Annotated in this window: 18 protein-coding genes; 5 read left to right on the top strand and 13 right to left on the bottom strand. The window is 66.9% G+C overall.

From position 1 onward, the window contains the following. The first annotated feature begins 3 nt into the window (after nt 1-3). Nucleotides 4-519, top strand: a complete 516-nt coding sequence (locus M2390_RS01265) for a methylated-DNA--[protein]-cysteine S-methyltransferase (protein ID WP_259176476.1) — start codon at nt 4-6, stop codon at nt 517-519. 136 nt (nt 520-655) lie between these two features. Here the strand turns inward: M2390_RS01265 and hflX are convergent, their stop codons facing one another. Next, the gene (gene hflX / locus M2390_RS01260) at nt 656-2,386 is read right to left on the bottom strand and encodes a GTPase HflX (protein ID WP_245991957.1); all 1,731 of its coding nucleotides are present in this window, start codon (nt 2,384-2,386) and stop codon (nt 656-658) included. Between the two features lie 41 nt (nt 2,387-2,427). Between hflX and M2390_RS01255 the strand changes: the two genes are divergently transcribed. After that, complete coding sequence (locus tag M2390_RS01255; RefSeq protein WP_259176472.1) at nt 2,428-3,069, top strand: class I SAM-dependent methyltransferase; 642 nt, start codon at nt 2,428-2,430, stop codon at nt 3,067-3,069. Nucleotides 3,070-3,132: 63 nt separating this feature from the next. On the opposite strand, the gene dapF is transcribed toward M2390_RS01255, so the two are convergent. From dapF to M2390_RS01240, 3 genes are read right to left on the bottom strand one after another with little or no spacing between them, the layout of a single operon-like run. Then, complete coding sequence (gene dapF / locus M2390_RS01250) at nt 3,133-4,029, bottom strand: diaminopimelate epimerase (RefSeq protein WP_259176471.1); 897 nt, start codon at nt 4,027-4,029, stop codon at nt 3,133-3,135. 41 nt (nt 4,030-4,070) lie between these two features. Then, nucleotides 4,071-4,745 (bottom strand): response regulator, encoded by a 675-nt coding sequence (locus tag M2390_RS01245; protein WP_259176469.1) that lies wholly within the window; start codon nt 4,743-4,745, stop codon nt 4,071-4,073. After that, on the bottom strand, nt 4,742-6,145 hold the full coding sequence (locus tag M2390_RS01240) for an ATP-binding protein (protein WP_259176467.1): 1,404 nt from the start codon (nt 6,143-6,145) through the stop codon (nt 4,742-4,744). Before M2390_RS01240 ends, M2390_RS01245 begins: the two co-directional genes overlap by 4 nt. Before the next feature lie 179 nt (nt 6,146-6,324). Here M2390_RS01240 and M2390_RS01235 point away from each other — a divergent pair, with 179 nt between their 5' ends. From M2390_RS01235 to M2390_RS01225, 3 genes are read left to right on the top strand one after another with little or no spacing between them, the layout of a single operon-like run. Next, a complete protein-coding gene (locus M2390_RS01235) occupies nt 6,325-7,305 on the top strand; it encodes a tripartite tricarboxylate transporter substrate binding protein (RefSeq protein WP_121688240.1) in 981 nt (326 codons plus the stop codon). Continuing rightward, a complete protein-coding gene (locus M2390_RS01230; protein ID WP_259176466.1) occupies nt 7,302-7,934 on the top strand; it encodes a tripartite tricarboxylate transporter TctB family protein in 633 nt (210 codons plus the stop codon). Before M2390_RS01235 ends, M2390_RS01230 begins: the two co-directional genes overlap by 4 nt. A 46-nt stretch (nt 7,935-7,980) precedes the next feature. Further along, nucleotides 7,981-9,513, top strand: coding sequence for a tripartite tricarboxylate transporter permease (locus M2390_RS01225; protein WP_030143055.1), 1,533 nt, complete (start codon nt 7,981-7,983; stop codon nt 9,511-9,513). A gap of 108 nt (nt 9,514-9,621) precedes the next feature. On the opposite strand, the gene miaA is transcribed toward M2390_RS01225, so the two are convergent. The 9 genes from miaA to M2390_RS01180 all read right to left on the bottom strand — a co-directional run bounded on the left by miaA (nt 9,622) and on the right by M2390_RS01180 (nt 20,217). Then, nucleotides 9,622-10,539 carry a tRNA (adenosine(37)-N6)-dimethylallyltransferase MiaA gene (gene miaA / locus M2390_RS01220; protein ID WP_259176796.1) on the bottom strand — a complete coding sequence of 306 codons (918 nt, stop codon included), beginning with the start codon at nt 10,537-10,539 and terminating at the stop codon, nt 9,622-9,624. Nucleotides 10,540-10,769: 230 nt separating this feature from the next. Then, on the bottom strand, nt 10,770-12,401 hold the full coding sequence (gene miaB / locus M2390_RS01215) for a tRNA (N6-isopentenyl adenosine(37)-C2)-methylthiotransferase MiaB (protein ID WP_259176464.1): 1,632 nt from the start codon (nt 12,399-12,401) through the stop codon (nt 10,770-10,772). A 112-nt stretch (nt 12,402-12,513) separates the two neighbouring features. Then, nucleotides 12,514-13,791: a RecX family transcriptional regulator gene (locus M2390_RS01210; protein ID WP_259176463.1), complete on the bottom strand. Its 1,278-nt coding sequence runs from the start codon at nt 13,789-13,791 to the stop codon at nt 12,514-12,516. 4 nt (nt 13,792-13,795) lie between these two features. Beyond that, nucleotides 13,796-14,923 carry a recombinase RecA gene (recA, locus tag M2390_RS01205; RefSeq protein ID WP_043321270.1) on the bottom strand — a complete coding sequence of 376 codons (1,128 nt, stop codon included), beginning with the start codon at nt 14,921-14,923 and terminating at the stop codon, nt 13,796-13,798. Nucleotides 14,924-15,246: 323 nt separating this feature from the next. Then, on the bottom strand, nt 15,247-15,471 hold the full coding sequence (locus tag M2390_RS01200; RefSeq protein ID WP_259176462.1) for a DUF3046 domain-containing protein: 225 nt from the start codon (nt 15,469-15,471) through the stop codon (nt 15,247-15,249). A 143-nt stretch (nt 15,472-15,614) separates the two neighbouring features. Then, the gene (locus M2390_RS01195) at nt 15,615-15,923 is read right to left on the bottom strand and encodes a helix-turn-helix domain-containing protein (RefSeq protein ID WP_030143050.1); all 309 of its coding nucleotides are present in this window, start codon (nt 15,921-15,923) and stop codon (nt 15,615-15,617) included. Nucleotides 15,924-16,094: 171 nt separating this feature from the next. Then, nucleotides 16,095-16,667 carry a CinA family protein gene (locus M2390_RS01190; RefSeq protein WP_259176460.1) on the bottom strand — a complete coding sequence of 191 codons (573 nt, stop codon included), beginning with the start codon at nt 16,665-16,667 and terminating at the stop codon, nt 16,095-16,097. Beyond that, nucleotides 16,664-17,248 carry a CDP-diacylglycerol--glycerol-3-phosphate 3-phosphatidyltransferase gene (gene pgsA / locus M2390_RS01185; protein WP_259176459.1) on the bottom strand — a complete coding sequence of 195 codons (585 nt, stop codon included), beginning with the start codon at nt 17,246-17,248 and terminating at the stop codon, nt 16,664-16,666. The genes M2390_RS01190 and pgsA overlap by 4 nt, the downstream gene beginning before the upstream one ends. Before the next feature lie 2 nt (nt 17,249-17,250). Then, nucleotides 17,251-20,217, bottom strand: a complete 2,967-nt coding sequence (locus tag M2390_RS01180; RefSeq protein WP_396822328.1) for a DNA translocase FtsK 4TM domain-containing protein — start codon at nt 20,215-20,217, stop codon at nt 17,251-17,253. Nucleotides 20,218-20,322: the final 105 nt, after the last annotated feature.

Here is a 20,322-nt window from a genome sequence, read left to right as displayed (position 1 = left end):
AACGTGTCCCGCCTGATTCACGCGGTGATTCCCTCGCCGGTGGATGAGCTGACCCTGGTCGCCCGCGGCGAATCACTGATCGCCGTGTACTTCGCCCAGCACGCTCGCCGTCCCTCCGATGCCGATCTCGGCGACCGGGTGGACATCGCGGACAGTGCGGTATTCACGCGCACCCGGGATCAACTGGCCGAATACTTTGCCGGTGATCGCGAAACCTTCGATCTCCCCCTCGCCCCCGAGGGTGAGGATTTTGCCCGGCGCGTCTGGGCCGAGATTCGGCGGATTCCGCGCGGCCGCACCATCCGCTATGGCGATATCGCCGCCGAGCTCGGCCAGCCCGGCGGCGCGCAGGCCGTGGGTGGCGCGGTGGGGCTCAATCCGCTGAGTATCATCGTGCCGTGCCATCGCGTGGTCGGAGCCGACGGATCGCTCACCGGGTACGCCGGCGGCACCGCCCGCAAGGCCTTCCTTCTTGAACTCGAGGAGGACGAGGCGGCCAGCGCGGCCCGGCTGTTCTAGTCGACAACACCGAGTTTGCGTCGTTCAGCAACGCCGAAGGGGCGAGTCCATCAGGACTCGCCCCTTCGGCTTTGGATCGTGCCTGCGCTGGTCGCGTGACGCTCGGCGCAGGTCATCGGTCACTCGGCGATTAGTATTACCGCGCGAACTCGTCGAGTCCCGCGGCCACCTCGGGTGAGGCAAACGCGTGGACGCGAGTGCCCTCCTCCTCATAGTCGAGGGTGACCACGCGGCCACGGCGGTGCAGCAGCGAGATTACGTCGCCGCGGTCGTAGGGCACCAGCAGGTTCAGCTCAACCGACGGGCTGGGCAGCAGCTCGGCGATCTTCGCCAGGATCTCCTCGATGCCCTCACCGGTGCGCGCCGAAGCGAAGATCGCGTGTGGTTCGAGTCCCAGCAGGACCAGGCGGTCCTCCTCCGATACCAGGTCGGACTTATTGAACACCACGATTTCCGGGATGTCCCGGGCGCCGACATCGGTGATCACGTCGCGCACGGTCTTGAGCTGGGCCGAGGGATCGGGGTGGGATCCGTCCACCACGTGCACGATCACGTCGGAGTCGCCCACCTCCTCCAGGGTCGAACGGAATGCCTCGACCAGCTGATGCGGAAGGTTACGGACAAAACCGACGGTATCGGTGAGGGTGTAGACCCGACCATCCTCGGTTTTGCTCTTGCGGACGGTGGCGTCCAGGGTCGCAAACAGTGCGTTCTCGACCAGCACGCCGGCCCGGGTGATCCGGTTCAGCAGGCTGGACTTGCCGGCGTTGGTATACCCGGCAATCGCGACCGAGGGCACCTCGAAGCGCTGACGGTTGGCCCGCTTGGCCTCACGGGCGGGCAGGAAGCCCTTGATCTGACGGCGCAGCTTCGACATCCGAATGTGGATGTGTCGGCGGTCCAGTTCGAGCTTGGTCTCACCGGGACCACGAGATCCCATACCGGCACCACCCACCTGGCCACCGGCCTGACGGGACATCGAGTCACCCCACCCACGCAGACGCGGCAGCAGGTACTCAAGCTGGGCGAGCTCCACCTGGGCCTTACCCTCACGGCTCTTGGCGTGCTGACTGAAGATGTCCAAGATCACGGCCGTCCGGTCGATCACCTTGACCTTCACCACGTCCTCGAGCGCGCGGCGCTGGCTGGGTGAGAGTTCGGTGTCGGCGATCACCGTGTCGGCCCCGAGTGCCTTGACGATCCCCGCAAGCTCGGCGGCCTTACCGCTCCCGAGATAGGTGCTGGCGTCGGGGTTGGCGCGGCGCTGCAGCAGACCGTCGAGGACCGCGGCACCCGCGGTTTCGGCGAGCGCTGCCAGCTCCCGCAGCGAGTTTTCGGCATCTTCCTGTTTGCCCTGCGGATACACACCGATCAGGACGACGTTTTCCAGGCGAAGCTGACGATACTCAACCTCGGTGACGTCCTCGAGCTCGGTGGAGAGCCCGGCGACGCGGCGCAGGGCCGCGCGGTCGGCACGGTCGGCCTGATCGCCATCGCCCGCCGAGCCCTCGGTGTCGTGGTCCTGCAGGGCGGCGGCTCGGCCGGTGGCAAACACGTTGACCGCGCCGGCGCGGGAGGCGGCACCACGCAGGACACGCTCGACGGCGTCCTCGGAGTCCGCACCGTGATCGTCAGCACCGTGATGGTCAGCACCGGTGGAATCGGTGGAGGAGGTGCCCGTGGAAGAGGCACCACTGGAATGGGACGCGTCGTACCCGGACGCGGCGGGGGAATGGGTGGCGGAATCGCCGGTCTGTGTCGAATTGTGGGTACCCCGCTCGGCGGCCTGGGCGGTGCCCGTGGCGCTCTGCACCGCGGCATCGCGGTCGTCTGCGGGGGTGATGGTGTTCGGGGTGTCTTTTGTCATCGAGTTAACCCTAGTTCGTATCCATCGGATACGGTCTAAATATGTCGAGTGAACACTATTTTGATGCAACACCCGCGGGTGATGCGGTCTATCGAACCATCACCGCGCGCATTGCCGGCGTCGAGCGCACGCTGACCACCGCGAACAAGGTCTTCTCCCCCGCCCACCTCGACGAGGGCACCCGCATTCTGCTGGAGGAGGTGCCCGAGCCGCCGACCCACGGTAACCTGCTCGACCTCGGTGCCGGCTGGGGCCCGATCTCGCTCGAGCTCGCACTGCTGAGCCCCGAGGCCACCGTCTGGGCCGTGGATGTGAACGATCGTGCACTCGACCTGGTGCGTAAGAACGCCGCCGACCTGGGAATCACCAACATCCGTGCCGTGCACCCCGATGAGGTCCCCGCGGACATCCGGTTCGAGGCCATCTGGTCCAACCCACCGATCCGCGTGGGCAAGGACGTCCTGCACGGCATGCTGGAGCACTGGTTACCCCGCCTGGTCGAGCAGGGCGAGGCCTGGCTCGTGGTGCAGAAGAACCTGGGTGGTGACTCGCTGCAGCGCTGGATCGCCGAGACCCTGGGCAGTGAGTTCACCGTGAGCCGTCACACCACCGCCAAGGGTTTCCGGGTGATCCTGGTGGATCACTCCGCCGCCGATGATGAGGATCTGCCCGACTTCGTGTAGCGATCACACACGAGAAAGGCCCCGGTGGAATTCACGTCCACCGGGGCCTTTTGGGTATGGCGCCTAGACCCGGTGCAGCGCGTCCAGGTCCACGGTGCCGGTGTAGACCAGTTCCGCGGGGCCCGAGAGGGACACGTGCTCGCCGTCCTCGGTGGGGAACATGCGCACGGCGCACACACCGCCGGGCACGGTAACCCGCCACTGGTTGGGGGCGGTGGGGCCGGCCCAGAAGCGGGTGGCCAGGGCGGCCGCGGCGATCCCGGTGCCGCAGGAGAGGGTCTCTCCCGAGCCGCGCTCGTGCACGCGCATACGGATCTGACCCACGCCGTCGCGAATGAGCTGGGCGGCGGGGACCACGAGTTCCACATTGGCTCCGGCCTCGGGGGCCGGGTCCAGGGTCGGGGCGACGGTGAGGTCGGCCTGGTCGAGCTCGGAGTCATCGGCGAGCGCAACCACCACGTGCGGATTTCCCACGTTGATGCCCACACCCGGACGAGCGACCTCGACCCCGCGGGTGTGCACCAGCGGGCCGTCCTCCTCCAGACGCCAGCGTCCCAGGTCCACGGCAAATCCGCCGGCGGTCACCTGGACGTCGCGGACACCCGCGCGGGTCCCGATCGCGATGGTTTCGCCGCGCTCAAGGGTAACCAGACCCGTTTCGATCAGGTAGCGCACAAACACGCGGATCCCGTTGCCACACATCTCGGCCACCGAACCATCGGCGTTGTAATAGTCCATGAACCACTCGGCACCGGAGTCCTCGGCCAGGCTCTCGGCCCCGTATTCGAGGGAGGCGGAGCGGGCGGCGCGGATCAGGCCGTCGGCACCGATCCCGAAGCGACGATCACACAGGGCGGCGATGGTAGCCGGGGTCAGCTCGTGCCGGGCGTCGGGATCGGTGATCAGGACAAAGTCGTTGCCGGTGCCGTGGCCCTTGTGGAAATCGAGTGTGTTCGCCATTGCCCCAGTTTAGGCGTCGCGGCCCGCATCGGAAAACCCGGTCAGCGACGGCGGTAGAGGATCTCCGGGCGTCCACGCTGCCCGTAGCGGTGCTCGCTGCGCAGCACCCCCGTGCGCACCAGGTGATCGAGGTAGCGCCGGGCGGTAATCCGGGAGAGTCCGCAGGCCGCGGCAACCTCGATCGACGAGGAGGCGTGCTCGGTGGACACGGCGTTTTCCACCAGCCGTGCGGTGGATTCCGAGAGGCCCTTGGGCAGACGGCGATCACCACCCCGCCCGGCCTCGATCAGCGCGTTCACGTCCTCCTGACCCAGCGGTGCCGGGTCGACCCGCGGGCGGGTCGCCGCAGAACCGTCACGATATGCACCAAGCTTCTGCTCAAACAGGGCGCGTGAGAAGGGCTTAACCAGGTAGTCGGCGATCCGCGCCGAGGCCGCCTGAGACACCGTGATGCCATCGTTGGCCGAGCTCACCACGATCACATCCACCGCATCGTCGCTGAGCTGGCGCAGACGGTGCAACACCTCGACCCCGCTGAAATCGGGGAGGTGAATGTCCAGCAGCACCAGGTCGATATCGCCATCCAGGAGCCGATCCAGCGCGGCGGCCCCGGTGGCCGCGGTGTCGGCGACGACAAAGCCCGGAAGACGCTCCAGAGCGCGAATATGCATGCGGCACACGGCCGGGTCATCATCCACGATCAGCGTGCGGATCATCGGGGTTCCTCCCTCGAATCGGGATCGATCGCGACGGGGTCTTGCGCCCGCCCGGTTGTGGCGTTCATGGGGTGCAGGGGTGGCACCAGGGCATCCATCCGGGTGCCCGAGGATCCATCCACCGGCTCTCCCACGGTGATCCAGCCGCCACGGTGATCCAGCACCCGGGCTACCAGCGCCAGCCCGAATCCACGAGGAAGGTCTCGGTCCCCCCGCGTCTTGGTGCTAAAGCCCTGCTCAAAGATGCGTTCATGATCCGCGCGATCGATCCCGGTGCCGCTATCACTCACCCGAATCGAGAGTCCCTCGGCCCCGCGTGCCAACCGAAGGTCCACCCGGCCTCGCGGCCCGGCCGCGTCCACGGCATTCGAGAGCAGATTCGCGATCACCTCAAACTCCTCGGTGTCCAGGCTGCCGACCCCCGCCTCATCGGCGTCACATTCCAGGACGCCACCCCGATCGGTGAGGATTGTGCGGTGCCGCTCGATCAGGGTGCGCAGGCCGCTTCGGGACACCGGTGTGGGGGCCGTACGCGGGCCGGTCTGCCCGGCGGAGTCAGCCTCGCCCGCCCGCTCCGTCAGGCCGAGCCGGGCCTCGGCATCCACGGGCACGAGGGTACGAATGTAATCCAGCGCCTCGTCATTTTCCCGATCCTCCAACAGACCGTAGAGCACATGGAGTCGGTTGGTGAACTCATGGGACTGCTCCCCCAGGGCCGCACCCACCCGGCGCTGCACCACGAGGTCGCGGGCGTCGCGGGCAAGCCGGTCCAGGCGACGTCCCAGCAGCATCGTGACCAGGGCGGCCGCCCCGATCCCCACCGCGAGGGACCCCAGCGCCCAGGGCAGCAGGCCGGCGACACCGTCACGCATGTCCTCGGCGATTGCGCTTTCCAGGATGCCCACCGAGGCCGTGCCGATCACCGTCCCCGAGGTGTCAAAAACGGGCATCTTGGCACGCAGGGTTGGGCCCAGGGTGCCCGCCTCGACCCCGACAAAGTGCTCCCCCGCGAGGACCCGACGGTGATCGGTTGAAACCCGTTCCCCCACCAGGGCGGCATTGGGATGGGTGAGTCGGATCCCCGCGGTATCGGTAATCACCACGTAGTCCATCCCCGCGGCCTCGGCCACCAGATCGGCAACCGGCTGGAGCTCCCCGGTGGGCCAGGGTGCCGTGATCCCCGCACGCACCACGGGCAGGTTCGACAGCGACTCCGCCACCCGGATCACCCGCTCCTCGGTGGCCGCACGAATCTGGCGCTCCTGCACCATCAGCGCCACGATCACCGTGATTCCCAGGCAGACAAACACGATCCCCACCTGTACCAGGAGCAGCGTGAGTCGGCGCGGCGCGCTGGGGTAGCGCTCGGAGCGCCCCATCGTCTTCTGCCCAGACACCATCGTCCTCCTCATGGCCCGCGGGCCACCGCCAGGCTACCAGCGCCCGCGCCGTCCCTCGGCTACCCGGCACGGTCATTTAAGACCACAAAACACACAAATAGACCGCGCCGCCCCGGGCGCCTAGCGTGGGATCACCAAACTTGCGTCACAGCGTTGTGGCGGAAGCGGAAGGAACAAACATGAAGAAAACGATTCTTTCGATCGTGGTGGGAGTCCTCACGATCGGTGTGTTCACGGCGGCGGCGATGGATGCCAGCGCCTCGGGGTCCACCGCCTCGGCACGCAGCAAACTCACGATCATGGCGCCGGCCTCCCCCGGTGGAGGCTGGGACGGCTTCGGCCGCGAGGGCCAGCAGGGCCTGCGCATGGCCGGCATCGTCAACAACGCCCAGGTCATCAACGTGCCCGGGGCGGGCGGGACGATCGGGCTGAGCAAGCTGGTTCAGATGGATGGACGCGATGACATCCTGATGGTCACCGGGGCGGTGATGATCGGTGCCAGTGCGCTCTCCAAGACGCCCGAATCACTGGCCGACACCACCCCGATCGCGCGCCTCGCCGATGACTACAGCGTGCTCGTGGTCCCCGCGGCCTCCCCCTACACCACGATGGAGGAGTTCGCCGAGGCCTGGAAGCAGGCTCCCGGCGCGCACTCGATCGCCGGCGGATCCCTCGGCAGCATCGATCACCTGCTCAGCGGCCTGCTCGGGCGCACCGTGGGGATCAACCCGGGGGACGTCAACTACGTCGCCTACTCGGGCGGCGGCGAGGTGCTCGCCTCGATGCTCTCCAACACCGCGGCCGCGGGGATCTCGGGCTATAACGAGTTCCGCGACCAGATCGAGGCCGGCACCCTGCGTGCCCTGGCCATCTCCTCCCCCGAGCGTCTGGACGGGGTGCCCGTGCCGACGTTCATCGAGTCGGGGATCGACGTGGAAATGTCCAACTGGCGCGGCTACGTTGCCCCGCCCGGCATCTCCGATGAGGCCCGGGACGAGATGGTCGCGATCATCACCGAACTGCACGCCACCGACGAGTGGCAGGACACCCTGCGTCGCAACAACTGGACCGATTCCTTCCAGGTGGGGGCCGAGTTTGACGCCTTCCTGGAGGAGGAAACCATTCGGGTGTCCGATCTGATTAGGGAGCTGGGACTATGACCACCACATCCGTCACCCCGACCCGTCCGGCCGATGCCTCCTGGTGGCACGGGCGCGGCGAGCTCGTGGTCGCCGCCCTGGTGCTGGGCCTCGGGGTATTCCTCGGCATCGGGACCGCAACCATGGAGGTTCCACCGGGATCCGGCGTGCCGGGCCCGCAGTTCTTCCCCACCATCGTCAGCGCCGGGCTGGGCATCCTCGGGGTGTTGCTGGCCGTTCAGATCATCCGCAACCCCGAGGCCGAGGTGGGTGCCGGGGGAAGCGATGACCTGGGCATGGACCCCGACCTGCTGGGCGAACTCGGTGACATCGACACCACCTCGGAAATCCGAGTGGTCGCCTCGGCAACCGGGGACGACGTGCCGCGCACCGGAACCGACTGGAAAACCTTCGGATTTGTGCTGGCCGGTCTGGTCGGGTTTGTGCTGCTGCTGGTCCCGCTGGGGTGGATTCTCGCCGGAGCCGTGCTGTTCTGGGTCATCGCCCGGGCCCTGGGCAGCAAGCGACCGGTGTTTGACATCGCCATCGCGATCCTGATGTCCTCGGCCATTCAACTCGCGTTCTCCGCGGGCCTGGGCCTCACCCTGCCCTCGGGCATCCTCTCGGGGGTGTTTTCATGGCTTGGCTAGGCACCCGTCCCCCGCTTGTTGACGCGATGAATTTGGAGGTCCGGACATGGATCAGCTAACCCACCTGCTTGAGGGATTCAGCGTCGCGCTGACCCCGATCAACCTGCTCTGGCTCCTCATCGGCGCGGTCCTCGGTACCGCCGTGGGTGTGCTCCCGGGCCTGGGCTCGGCGATGGCGGTGGCCCTGCTGCTCCCGGTGACCTTCAGCCTGGATCCCACCGGCGCCTTCATCATGTTTGCCAGCATCTATTTTGGTGGACTGTTTGGGGACTCCACCGCCGGCATCCTGCTCAACACCCCCGGCAACTCCTCGGCCATCGCCACCACGTTTGAGGGCCACCGGATGGCCAAGGACGGCCGCGCCGCCAAGGCCCTGGGAACCTCGGCGATGGGCGCGTTCCTGGGCGGGATGATCGCAACCACGCTGGTGGTGTTCTTCGCGCCCTACCTGGTGAAGCTGGCAACCCTGTTCGGCCCGGCCGAATACTTCGCACTCGCCGCCTTCGCCTTCGTGGCGATCTCCTCGGTTGTGGCCGAATCGGTGCTGCGCGGATTGCTCGCCCTCGCGATCGGCCTGGCCCTGGCCATGGTCGGAATCGACGGTCCCAGCGGGGCGGCCCGATTCACCCTGGGTCTCCCGCAGCTCTTTGACGGCATCTCGATCATCGTGATCACCGTGGGCCTGCTGGCACTCGGCGAGGTGCTGCATGTGGCGTCTCGGATTCACCGCGACGGCGCGGTCACCCGGGTTTCGGCCGGCGGATCGCCGTTTCTGAACTGGTCTGAGTTCCGCAAGGCCTTCCCCGCGTTCCTGCGTGGAACCAGCTTCGGTGTGCCGTTCGGTGTGATCCCGGTGGGCGGCTCGGAGGTCCCGACCTTCCTCGCCTACGGCACCGAGAAGAAGCTCGCTCAGCGCCGCAAGGATCCCGACTTTGGTGGGCGTGGCGCGATCCAGGGTGTGGCGGCCCCCGAGGCCGCGGGCAACGCGACCGCCGGAACCGCGATGGGGGCGCTGCTCGCGCTGGGACTGCCCACCTCGGCCACCGCGGCGATGATGATCGCGGCCTTCCAGCAGTACGGCATGCAGCCCGGACCGCTGCTGTTTGAGCGCAGTGCCGACCTGGTCTGGCCGCTGCTGGCGAGCCTGTTTGTCGGGCTGATCATCCTGCTGATCATCAACCTGCCCTTCGCCGCCGTCTGGGCCAAGCTGCTGCTGGTACCCAAGCACTACCTCTACGCGGGGATCACCCTGTTTGCGATGCTCGGTGTGTATGCGATTGCCTCGGCCGAGATGGACCTGTGGCTGGTGCTGGGCATCGGACTGCTCGGATTCCTGATGCGCCGCTTCTCGATCCCGCTGGCCCCGGTGCTGATCGCCGCGATCCTCGGTCCGCTGGCCGAAACCGAGCTGCGTCGCTCGCTCGCGGTCTCCGAGGGTGACCTGGGCATCCTGGTGGGTTCCCCGATCACGATTACCCTGTACTCGCTGATGGCCATCGCGATCGGTTTCACCCTGTTCCAGGCACTGCGCCGGCGCGGGGCGAAGAAGCGCGAGGCGGTGGGCGCGACCCGCTCGTAGTCACCGCCGACAACGGCACACGCCGCACCGGGAAACCGGTGCGGCGTGTGCCGTTTCCACGCGTGCTGGGCAGGGGCGGCTGTCGGTCCCCGCGTCAGGGGTGAGGGGTCAGGACGAGGCGGAGGGCAGAATGTGTTCGGCGATCTCGGGCAGCGTCTCGGCGACCGTGTCGAACACATGGGCCCCCTGATAGCGCTTGAACCAGCTCACCTGACGACGCGCGTAGCGACGGGTGAGACGACGAGTGTCCTCGATTGCCTCGGCTTCGGTCATCTCCCCACGGATCTGCGCGGCGGCCTGGCCGTACCCGATCGCCCGTCTCGCGGTGACCCCGGCATCGATCCCCGCCTCGAATAGACCGGTGGCCTCGGCAACCAGCCCGGCCTCCCACATGCGGGTCACCCGCGCATCCAGACGGGCGACGAGGTCCTCGCGCGGCGCGGTGAGCGAGATAAGCAGGGTGGGTGTCCACCATACGGGCTCGTCCGGCAGGGTGCCGGCGATGGGTTCCCCGGTGATTTCGGCAACCTCCAGCGCCCGCACGATGCGGCGTCCGTTGTGCGGACCGATCTTCTCGGCCGCCTCGGGACTGAGCTCCCGCAGCCGGCGAAAGAGCATGCCGGGCCCCTGGGCGCTCAGCTCGGCCTCCAGCCGGGCCCGAATCTCGGGGTCCTGGCCGGGGAACTCAAAATCGAACAGCACGCTGGACACGTACAGGCCAGAACCACCCACCAGGATCGGCCAGGCACCCCGGTCAAGGACGTCACGGATGATGCCGCGAGCCTCGGGCTGATAGTGGGCGACGGCCGCATCCTGGTGCGGGTCCAGAATGTCGAACAGGTGGTGCGGAAACTCCGAGCGCTCGGCGACGCTGAGCTTGGCCGTGCCAATATCCATGCCGCGATAAAACTGCATCGCGTCCACGTTGATGATCTCGGCGCGCTGCCCGTAGCCGGCGAGCCTCCGCGCCAGCTCGAGAGATAGGTCACTCTTCCCGGTACCGGTGGCACCCACCACGGCTATCAGTCGCGGTTTCCCCAGGTCCCGGAGCAGCGGTCCGGACCAGGTCTGCCCCGGCTCCCGCTCGCGCGCGCTGGTATTCGTAACCTCGCTCAGATCCGAAGCCGGATTCGGATTCAGACTCGGATTCGGGCTCGAAACTGGATTCGTACTCGGGTTCGGGCTCGTGCTCGTGCTCGTGCTTGCCCCTGATTCCGAGGCCGACGGATTCCGTGAACTTTCGGAGATACTCACGCCTATCGCAGGTCGTCGTTGGTGTTGTAGATCGGCACGGTGCTGCTGGTCGAGGCCGCGACCGGCGGTCCCACGCGCAGACTCGGGAAGCCGAGGTTTACCGGCCCACCGGCGGACGCGGAGGATACGGCCCCGGGATCGCTGGGGACTCCGCAGGACTCGGCCTGATCGCGGTCCCAGGCATCACCCGCACGGGTGCGACGAATGTTCAGCAGGGTGCCCTCGGGGGCGTCGGCGATCAGGTGGAACGGTGCGGCCTCGGTGACCACCGCGGTGACCACATCGCCCGGACGCGGAATTTCGGAGCCCTCGGGTACCGAGAAGTGAACCAGACGGGAGTCTTCGGCGCGGCCGGACATCCGCCGGGTTGCGGCATCCTTCTTGCCCTCACCGGTGGCAACCAGGATACGAACCTCGCGGCCCACTACCGCCTGGTTTTCCTCGAGCGAGATACGGTCCTGAAGCGCGGCCAGACGCTCGTAGCGGTCCTGCACGATGGCCTTGGGGATCTGGTTCTCCATTTCCCCGGCGGGGGTTCCCGGACGCACCGAGTACTGGAAGGTGAACGCGGTGGCAAAACGTGAGGCCTCGACCACCCGCAGGGTCTCCTGGAAATCCTCCTCGGTCTCACCGGGGAAGCCCACGATGATGTCGGTGGAGATCGCCGCGTGGGGAATCTTCTCGCGCACCTGGTCGAGAATCCCCAGGAACTTCTTGCTGCGGTAGGACCGACGCATGGCCTTGAGGACCGTGTCCGAACCCGACTGCAGCGGCATGTGCAGCTGCGGCATCACGCTGGGGGTTTCGGCCATCGCATCGATGACGTCCTGGGTGAAGGCCGCCGGGTGCGGGCTGGTGAAGCGAATGCGCTCAAGCCCCTCGATCTGACCCGCCGCGCGCAGCAGCTTGCTGAAGGCGAAGCGGTCGCCAAACTCAACGCCGTAGCTGTTGACGTTCTGCCCGAGCAGGGTGACCTCGATGGCACCATCGTCGACCAACGCCTGGATTTCGGCAAGAATCTCGCCCGGGCGACGATCCTTCTCCTTGCCACGCAGCGCGGGCACGATGCAGAACGTGCAGGTGTTGTTGCATCCCACCGAGATCGAGACCCAGCCGCTATAGCTCGAGTCGCGCTTGGTCGGCAGCGTCGAGGGGAAAGTCTCCAGCGACTCGAGAATTTCCAGCTGAGCCTCATCGTTATGGCGTGCACGCTCCAGCAGGTTGGGCAGTGCCCCCATGTTGTGGGTTCCGAACACCACATCAACCCAGGGTGCCTTTTCCAGGATGACGTTTTTGTCCTTCTGCGCGAGGCAACCACCCACGGCAATCTGCATGCCCTCGTGACGCTTCTTGACCGACGCCAGGTGGCCCAGGTTGCCGTAGAGCTTATTGTCGGCATTTTCCCGAACCGCGCAGGTGTTGATGACCACCACATCGGGTTCCTCACCGGCGGCGAGAACGTAGCCGGCGGCCTCCAACGACCCGCTCAGTCGCTCGGAATCGTGCACGTTCATCTGGCATCCGTAGGTACGCACCTCATAGGTACGCCGACGACCACCGGTACCTACCGCCGCCTCGGAGGGCGCGATGATGGTGGGGGTGCTGACGGGCGAGGAACTCACGGAAGTGCTCATGTGTCCATTCTACGAAACCCGGACCGCCCGTGTGGCCGCACGACCCACCTGGTGGATAACTCTGGCCTGTGGAGGAAGGCGGGAGAATACCCGCCCTTCCCCACATGCGTCGCTAGCGGAAGGTCACGCGTCCGCGGGACCCACGGGTTGCCAGTGCCGCTCGCACGGCTTCGCGCACGATTGATCCGGGGTATCCCCGACGGGCGAGGAAGCCGGTGAGGCGACGTTCGGCGGCGGCATCATCGATCGAGCTCATCTGCCCGACCCGCTTCTTGGCCAGCGCGGTGGCGGCGGAAAGTTCGTCGTCATCGGCAACCTCGGCCAGGGCATCCTGAATGACCTCGTTTGGGATCTTTCGCTGCGCCATTTCCCGGGCCACCACCTGACGGGACTTGCCCTTGCGATCGTAGAGGGAGTGCTTGAGCTGTTCGGCCAGCACCGCATCATCCAGATAGCCCAGCTCGTCCAGACGTTCGGCCACGGCTTCGGCACCGTCGTTTTCCAGGCCCAGCCGCTCGACCTCGGAGATCACCTCGGCACGGCTCAGCGCGGATCGGGCAAGCCGACGCACAAGGAGTTCTACCGCCTCATCGAAGGTGGGCGGAACGATCTCCTCCTCGACCTCCTTGGACTCGCCGTCATCCTCAAAGTCTTCCTCCTCCTCGTCCAGCCCGAACCGGGCGGAGAAGCTGGGAATCTCGGTGTCGGGATACTCCTCGAAGGCCGCCGTATGCGCCGGCGGGACGGCCGATGTGGACGCAGGCTCAGATGCACCATCACCAGGGGTACCCGAGTCAGCCTCGACGGTTTTTCGGGCCCGGGTTGTGAGATCGGAGACGATTCCCCGCACCGGGCGGATCCCGGACGCTTCCGGGGCGGCCGCCGAGTTGTCGGCCACGGCAGGGGCCGACGCACTCCTGGCGGAGACAGATTCCGACTCCGCGCCGCCCGATTCGCCGCCGCCCGATCGCGTGGATGCCGACCGCCGTCGACCGCCCAGCGAGATCACCGGAGCCAGCGGCTCCTCGACCGCCGTCTCCTCAAACGCAGGGGCAGCGGCTGCAGATGCCTCAACCGCCGAGGTCCCGGAGGCAGGCGTCTCAGCCGGGGACTCCGAGCGGTCCTGGGGCTCACTCGGATCCCCTGCCGCGGCGGAGTCCCGGGCCGGTTCGGCCGATGCCGGGATCACACCCCAGGCAGGAGCAAAGGTGGGGGCAAACGCCGACGGGGCCGCGGCGTCCCGCTCCTCGGCCGAAGCCTCCCCGCGCGAACGCGAGGAGGGCCAAGACTCGAGGGAGGATACGCCGGCGGCCCCGCCGAAACGTGAGGGCCCACCGTTCTCGGTTTCGGAACCTTCCGAGGAAGGTCCCTCATCGATGAAGCGGACCATGAAACTACGCGCCGCGCTTGAGCGCTACCGCCGGGGCCTCGCTCGCCGGGGCGGCGGGCGCGTTCTTGGCGGCGGTCGCCTTGGCCTCGGCCGCAGCCTCGGCGGCGGCAGCATCGGCCTTGGCCTGAGCACCGGCCGCGCCGATGCCGAGCTTTGCCAGCAGCTTGTTCTCGATGTCGGCGGCGATATCGGGGTTGTTGATCAGGAAGTTACGGGCGTTTTCCTTACCCTGACCCAGCTGGTCTCCGTCGTAGGTGTACCAGGAACCGGACTTCTTGACCAGACCGTGCTCGACGCCGAAGTCGATCAGGCTGCCCTCGCGGGAAATACCCACACCGTAGAGAATGTCGAACTCGGCCTGCTTGAAGGGCGGAGCCATCTTGTTCTTGACCACCTTGACGCGGGTACGGTTACCCACGGCGTCCGAGCCGTCCTTGAGGGTCTCGATACGGCGGATGTCGAGGCGAACCGAGGCGTAGAACTTCAGCGCCTTACCACCGGAGGTGGTCTCCGGGCTACCGAAGAACACACCGATCTTCTCACGCAGCTGGTTGATGAAGATCGCGGTGGTCTTGGTCTGGTTGAGGCCACCGGTGATCTTGCGCAGTGCCTGCGACATCAGTCGAGCCTGCAGACCCACGTGAGAGTCTCCCATCTCACCCTCGATCTCGGCGCGGGGCACCAGAGCCGCCACGGAGTCGATGACAACCAGGTCGATCGAGCCCGAGCGGATCAGCATGTCGGCGATCTCCAGCGCCTGCTCACCGGTGTCGGGCTGAGAAACCAGCAGCGCGTCGATGTCGACACCCAGCTTCTTGGCGTACTCGGGGTCGAGGGCGTGCTCGGCGTCGATGAAGGCGGCGATACCGCCCTGGCGCTGAGCGTTGGCGATGGCGTGCAGGGTCAGCGTGGTCTTACCCGAGGATTCCGGGCCGTAGATCTCGATGATGCGGCCGCGGGGCAGGCCTCCCACGCCGAGCGCAACGTCCAGGGCGATCGAGCCGGTGGGGATGATTTCTACGGGGGCGCGCTCATCGCTGCCGAGGCGCATAACCGAGCCCTTGCCGAACTGGCGGTCAATCTGGGCAAGGGCGGTTTCGAGTGCTTTTTCGCGATCCGTGGGTGAAGCCATGGCCGTCTCTCTTTCGTCTCGGTAGCGGCTGCGCGCTACGTTCGTGGGTGATGCGCCTACATACTGTCCCGAGGCGACATCTGGATGCCGTGTGCCCGCGTGGTGCTGATTTCAGCGCCACCGGCACGCCCTCGGTGAACAAGGCTGGAGCGATCTGCTCCGGTTGCTTCGACTCTAGGATCACCCTCCGACACCGGGTCGAGTTGTGGTCCTTTTGTGGATAACAATCCGAAGATTTCGTCCTGTGTAGGAGCATACGCCGATCCGAACGAATGTTCGAGATATTGCTCGCGGCGTGTCGAAGGAGTTTTCGGATCGTTTACCTAGTCGCGCGGGGCGGGCAGACGCACGCCGTCCCAGCGATCGCGCGGCACCTCGTTCTCGCGGCACAGCGCCAGCCACACATCGCGTGCGGGAACCCCGGCCGACAGGGCCTCATCTCCGGTACGCCCATCGAGGTCTCGCAGCGCCAGGTCGCGCATCAGCACACCGCCGTATCCGGCACCAAACTCGGCGGCAATCGCATGGCGCAGTTCGCTATTTTTCACCCGTTCAGCCTACCCAACTCCCCCGACCCTGCCCCCACACGCCTCGGCACTCATTCAGCACACCCTCGGCCCACACCAAGGAGACGATGCCCCACAACGCAAACACCCCGCACGAATTCGTGCGGGGTGTTGTGCCGGCGGGACTAGCGAATCGCGAGTTCGGCTTCGATGTCGGCCGTGAAGCTCTCCGGAATGGTGTCCGGGATCGGGGCGAGACCCTCGATGATCGCCAGGCGATCACCAACCTCGCGCATGATGACTGAGATGGGGGTGTCGAGCGCGTCGGCTACCGAGGCGAGAATCTCGCTGGAAGCCTCCTTCTGACCACGTTCAACCTCGCTGAGGTAGCCGAGAGCCACGCTGGCCTTGCCCGCAACCTGACGCAGAGTGCGTCCCTTCTGCAGGCGGAAGTCACGAAGAACGTCGCCGATTTCCTGACGTACGAGTACCATTGGGGCCTCCCTTTCTGCCGTGCGACCCCGGATCGATTAACCCGAGGGATGATTTAGATTACTACACCGTTCCCTGGGAAACCCCGGAATCGGTGAGATCTTGCCGCACTTTTGTTGACACCGAATATAACCCAGCCCCCCGGGGGTCTATTCCAGGTTATCGGCGAATCTTCAGGAATTGGCGTGTTCCCCGAGAATCCGGGCTTCGTCGAGCACCGCGCGGATCGCCGCCCGCACGCTCCACTCGCGAATCTGCGCCCGGTCGCCGTGGGCATGCACCGCGATCGAGCGGTCACCACGGACGCTGCTGATCCCGATGAAGACGGTCCCCACCGGGGTACCGGTCTGCGGATCCGGCGTGGGGCCGGCCACCCCCGTGGTCGAGACACCGATCTGTGCCTCACCCGCCGCGGTGGTTCCGATCCGCCGGGCCCCGCGTGCCATCTGCTCGGCCACCCGGGGATCCACCGGTCCAAATTCGGCCAGCAGTGCCGCATCCACCCCGAGCACACGGTGCTTGAGCTCGGTGTCATAGGCGACCACTCCCCCGCGCAACACCGCCGAGGCTCCGGGAACGGAAACGATCGAGGCGAGTACCAGACCACCGGTCAGCGACTCGGCCACGGCGATGCTGTAGCCACAGGCCACGACGGCGGCCAGCTCGGCCTCCCGCGACCGAGCGTCCCCATACTCCGCCGCCCGGGCATCGGTCGGCTCGACCGGGGACGCGGGGTGCCCGGTCATCGGCGGGCGCGTCCGCGAATCTCGGTGATGACGTAGTCGATGCCGCTGGCAATGGTGAGCACCACGGCGATGGTCATCGTGATGATATTCACCACGTTGACCCAATCGCCCAGCAGCATCGGGAAGGGCAGCAGGGCCAGCGAGATCGCGACCGCCTGGGCCACGGTCTTGAGCTTGCCCATCCAGGCGGCCGCAACCACGTGGTCACTGACCACGATCATCCGGTGCACGGTGATTCCGATCTCGCGCACCAGCACGATCACGGTGACCCACACCGGCAGCTCACCGATGATCGAGAGGGCTACCAGTGCGCCACCGGTGAGCACCTTATCGGCGATCGGATCCAGGAGCTTGCCCAGATCGGTCACCTGACCGGTGCGCCGGGCGATGGCCCCGTCGATTCCGTCGGTCGCGATGGCAAAGATAAACAGTCCCGCGGCCCACCAGCGCAGCGGTCCATCCGCGCCGCCATCGGCCAGCACCCACCAGATAAAGAGCGGGGCCAGCAGGATGCGGAACACGGTGATCGCGTTGGGCAGGTTCCAGTTGGAGGGCACGGTGGCCGGTGTGGGTGTGGTCATGTTCAGTCTCGTCCCGTCAGTCCCCAGGCGTCTTCGCCGTCTTCGTCATCGGCGTTGACCACCGGATACCCCTCGAACTGCTTCTCGACCGGGTCATCGGCGTAGCGATCATCCACGGCGGGTGCCGCGGCGGTATGGGTGGGGGCGTCGTCATCCACCGGGCCCGGCAGCGGCAGGCCGGCCGGGGCCGCGGCGGCCGGAGTGGCGGAAGCAGCCGGAGCGGCAGGGGCGGCGGGCGGCGGAGTCTCCCCGCGCAACAGCGCCAGGGTCCCGGGCAGCTGCTCGGCGGTCACCAGGACATCGCGGGCCTTGGATCCCTCCGAGGGTCCCACGATGTCACGGGACTCCATCAGGTCCATCAGGCGACCGGCCTTGGCGAAGCCCACGCGGAGCTTGCGCTGCAGCATCGAGGTCGAGCCAAACTGGGTGCCGACCACGAGGGTAACGGCCTCACACAGCAGCTCGAGGTCATCGCCGATATCCGCGTCGACCTCCTTCTTCTCGATCACGGCCTCGACGTCCTTGCGGTAGTCGGGACGCGCCTGGGCGGTGACGTGGTGCACAACCTTTTCGATCTCGTCCTCGTTGACCCAGGCACCCTGGACCCGCAGCGCCTTGGAGGCGCCCATCGGCATGAACAGGGCGTCACCCTGGCCGATGAGCTTATCGGCACCGGGCTGGTCCAGGATCACGCGGGAGTCGGTCACCGAGGTCACCGCAAAGGCGAGACGCGAGGGCACGTTGGCCTTAATCAGACCGGTCACCACGTCCACCGACGGACGCTGGGTCGCCAGCACCAGGTGAATACCGGAGGCACGCGCCAGCTGGGTGATTCGCACGATCGAGTCTTCCACGTCGCGCGGGGCCACCATCATCAGGTCGGCGAGCTCGTCCACCACGACCAGGAGGTACGGGTAGGGCTTGAGCACACGCTCGGAACCGGCGGGCAGCACGATCTCGCCGCCGAGGACCGCTCGGTTGAAGTCGTCGATGTGGCGGAAGCCGAAGCTTGCCAGATCGTCGTAGCGCATGTCCATTTCCTTGACGACCCACTGCAGCGCCTCGGCGGCCTTCTTGGCGTTGGTGATGATCGGGGTAATCAGGTGCGGGATGCCCGCATAGGGCGCAAGCTCCACGCGCTTGGGGTCGATCAGGACCATCCGGACCTCCTGCGGCGTCGCGCGCATCAGGAGGCTGGTGATCATCGAGTTCACAAATGAGGACTTACCCGAACCGGTGGACCCGGCCACCAGCAGGTGGGGCATCTTGGCGAGGTTCGCCACCACAAACCCGCCGCCGACGTCCTTGCCCACGCCGATGGTCATCGGGTGGGTGGCCTTGACGTTCACCGGGGAGCGCAGTACGTCGCCGAGGGAGACGATCTCACGGTCGGTGTTGGGGATCTCCACACCAATCGCCGACTTGCCGGGAATCGGGGCGAGGATGCGCACCTCGTTGGAGGCCACCGCATAGGCGATGTTGTTCTGCAGCGCGGTGATCCGCTCGACCTTGACGCCGGGACCCACCTCGATCTCGTACTGGGTCACCGTCGGGCCACGGCTAAAGCCGGTGACCTTGGCATCCACCTTGAACTGGGCGAACACCTCGGTGATCGCCGCGACGATCGCATCGTTGGCGGCCGACCGTGCCTTGGGCGGGGTTCCCGCCGAGAGCGCCTGAGCCGAGGGCAGCTGATAGGGGCCGCTCTGGACATCGGGGATGCCGCCGCGGGCGAGTTCCCCGGTGTCCGAGCCGTCGCGCAGCGCCACCGAGGTGAGGTCTGGCAGGATTTCGGTCTGGTCGGTCGCATCGTCCTCGCGCAGCCCGCTCGAAGCACCGGCGGCGGCGTAGCCGTCGAGGGCCGCCTCGGCGGCGGCCAGGTGGGCGATGGCCTCGGTCTGACCCGCGGTGTTGTCGGGGACCGGTGCCACAACCTCGGGCTCCAGCGCGCTGTCAAAGCCACCGCGGGTGGTGCCACCCAGCAGCTCGGTGAGTGCATCGGAATCGGCGGGGGCGCTGGTTTCGGGTGCCTCCTCACGCTTGGAGGAGTTACGACGCCACCAGGGCAGCATGTTGGGATCGGCGATCGGATCGTCCTCGATGTCCGATTCGGCGGCGGCCGAAGCCGAGGAGGCGTCGGCCTTTGCCCGCGGTTCGGTGTGCACATCGGCACCAAATAGCCAGCCGTAGAGTTCCTTGAGGCGCGAACCGATGCGGTTCGGCGGGGTCTTGGTGATGATCAGCAGGCTGAGTGCCAGGACCAGCGAGAGCACGATGCCCGAGCCGATCGGGGTCAGCAGGAAGGTCAGCGGGCCGCCGATCATCCAGCCGATCAGGCCACCGGCCGCCGCCAGGGCGGGCAGGCCCTGGCTGGGATCGGGCAGCGAGGAGAAGGTGTGGCAGAGCCCGGTGACGGAGATCAGCGCGATGGACAGGCCGATGCCGATACGCCCGTTATCGTGCACCGAGCTGGGATTGCGGAACAGCCACAGCGCCAGCAGGATCAGGATCACCGGCATCGCAAAGGCCACCTGGCCCACCAGGCCGCCAAAGCTCCAGGCGTTGAGGTTCTGGGCCACCGGGTTGTTCACCCCGAACCAGACCACCGCGGCACCGATCACCGCGAGCAGGAAAAACAGGAACGGCACGCCGTCGCGGCGCTCTTCGGGCTCCAGCTTTTCGCTACCGAAAGCGCGGAAGGCACCGCCCACCACGTGCGCAAGCGCCATCCAGGCCACCGCAATCGGGTTGCGGGAGGACTCGGCGGGGAAGGCCACGGTGGGCGTCTGCGCGGTCTTGGACGCGCGCGAGGACGTGACCTTGGTGGTCGCGGTCGCGGGTTTAGCCGCGGCGCCCGTGCCCGATTTCGCCGAGGCACCGGCGGCTTTGCGCGCACCACCGCTGCGCGCGGTGGCCGACGTGGGGGTCGACTTCTTGCGCGGTCCGGTGGGTGTGGAACGGGTAGCCATGTTCTCTACGGTACTGCGCCCCACCGATTTTTTCCGGGATTGACGCGGAAATCCGCGGAATCACGCGGCGTTTCTTGCCGGGTGACCCGCGGATTTCGACGGGGA

Origin of the sequence: Mycetocola sp. BIGb0189, assembly GCF_024810155.1 — a bacterium.
Taxonomy (GTDB): domain Bacteria; phylum Actinomycetota; class Actinomycetes; order Actinomycetales; family Microbacteriaceae; genus Mycetocola; species Mycetocola lacteus.
This window is presented reverse-complemented; position numbering and strand designations above follow the sequence as displayed.

What these genes read in the sequence shown, in the direction of transcription:
- M2390_RS01235 (WP_121688240.1), top strand. Translation starts at nt 6,325, where the DNA reads ATGAAGAAAACGATTCTTTCGATCGTGGTGGGAGTCCTCACGATCGGT.
- M2390_RS01210 (WP_259176463.1), bottom strand. Translation starts at nt 13,791, where the DNA reads ATGGTCCGCTTCATCGATGAGGGACCTTCCTCGGAAGGTTCCGAAACC.
- dapF (WP_259176471.1), bottom strand. Translation starts at nt 4,029, where the DNA reads ATGGCGAACACACTCGATTTCCACAAGGGCCACGGCACCGGCAACGAC.
- M2390_RS01255 (WP_259176472.1), top strand. Translation starts at nt 2,428, where the DNA reads ATGTCGAGTGAACACTATTTTGATGCAACACCCGCGGGTGATGCGGTC.
- pgsA (WP_259176459.1), bottom strand. Translation starts at nt 17,248, where the DNA reads ATGACCACACCCACACCGGCCACCGTGCCCTCCAACTGGAACCTGCCC.
- M2390_RS01190 (WP_259176460.1), bottom strand. Translation starts at nt 16,667, where the DNA reads ATGACCGGGCACCCCGCGTCCCCGGTCGAGCCGACCGATGCCCGGGCG.
- M2390_RS01245 (WP_259176469.1), bottom strand. Translation starts at nt 4,745, where the DNA reads ATGATCCGCACGCTGATCGTGGATGATGACCCGGCCGTGTGCCGCATG.
- miaB (WP_259176464.1), bottom strand. Translation starts at nt 12,401, where the DNA reads ATGAGCACTTCCGTGAGTTCCTCGCCCGTCAGCACCCCCACCATCATC.
- M2390_RS01230 (WP_259176466.1), top strand. Translation starts at nt 7,302, where the DNA reads ATGACCACCACATCCGTCACCCCGACCCGTCCGGCCGATGCCTCCTGG.
- M2390_RS01240 (WP_259176467.1), bottom strand. Translation starts at nt 6,145, where the DNA reads ATGGTGTCTGGGCAGAAGACGATGGGGCGCTCCGAGCGCTACCCCAGC.
- recA (WP_043321270.1), bottom strand. Translation starts at nt 14,923, where the DNA reads ATGGCTTCACCCACGGATCGCGAAAAAGCACTCGAAACCGCCCTTGCC.
- hflX (WP_245991957.1), bottom strand. Translation starts at nt 2,386, where the DNA reads ATGACAAAAGACACCCCGAACACCATCACCCCCGCAGACGACCGCGAT.
- M2390_RS01195 (WP_030143050.1), bottom strand. Translation starts at nt 15,923, where the DNA reads ATGGTACTCGTACGTCAGGAAATCGGCGACGTTCTTCGTGACTTCCGC.
- M2390_RS01180 (WP_396822328.1), bottom strand. Translation starts at nt 20,217, where the DNA reads ATGGCTACCCGTTCCACACCCACCGGACCGCGCAAGAAGTCGACCCCC.
- M2390_RS01225 (WP_030143055.1), top strand. Translation starts at nt 7,981, where the DNA reads ATGGATCAGCTAACCCACCTGCTTGAGGGATTCAGCGTCGCGCTGACC.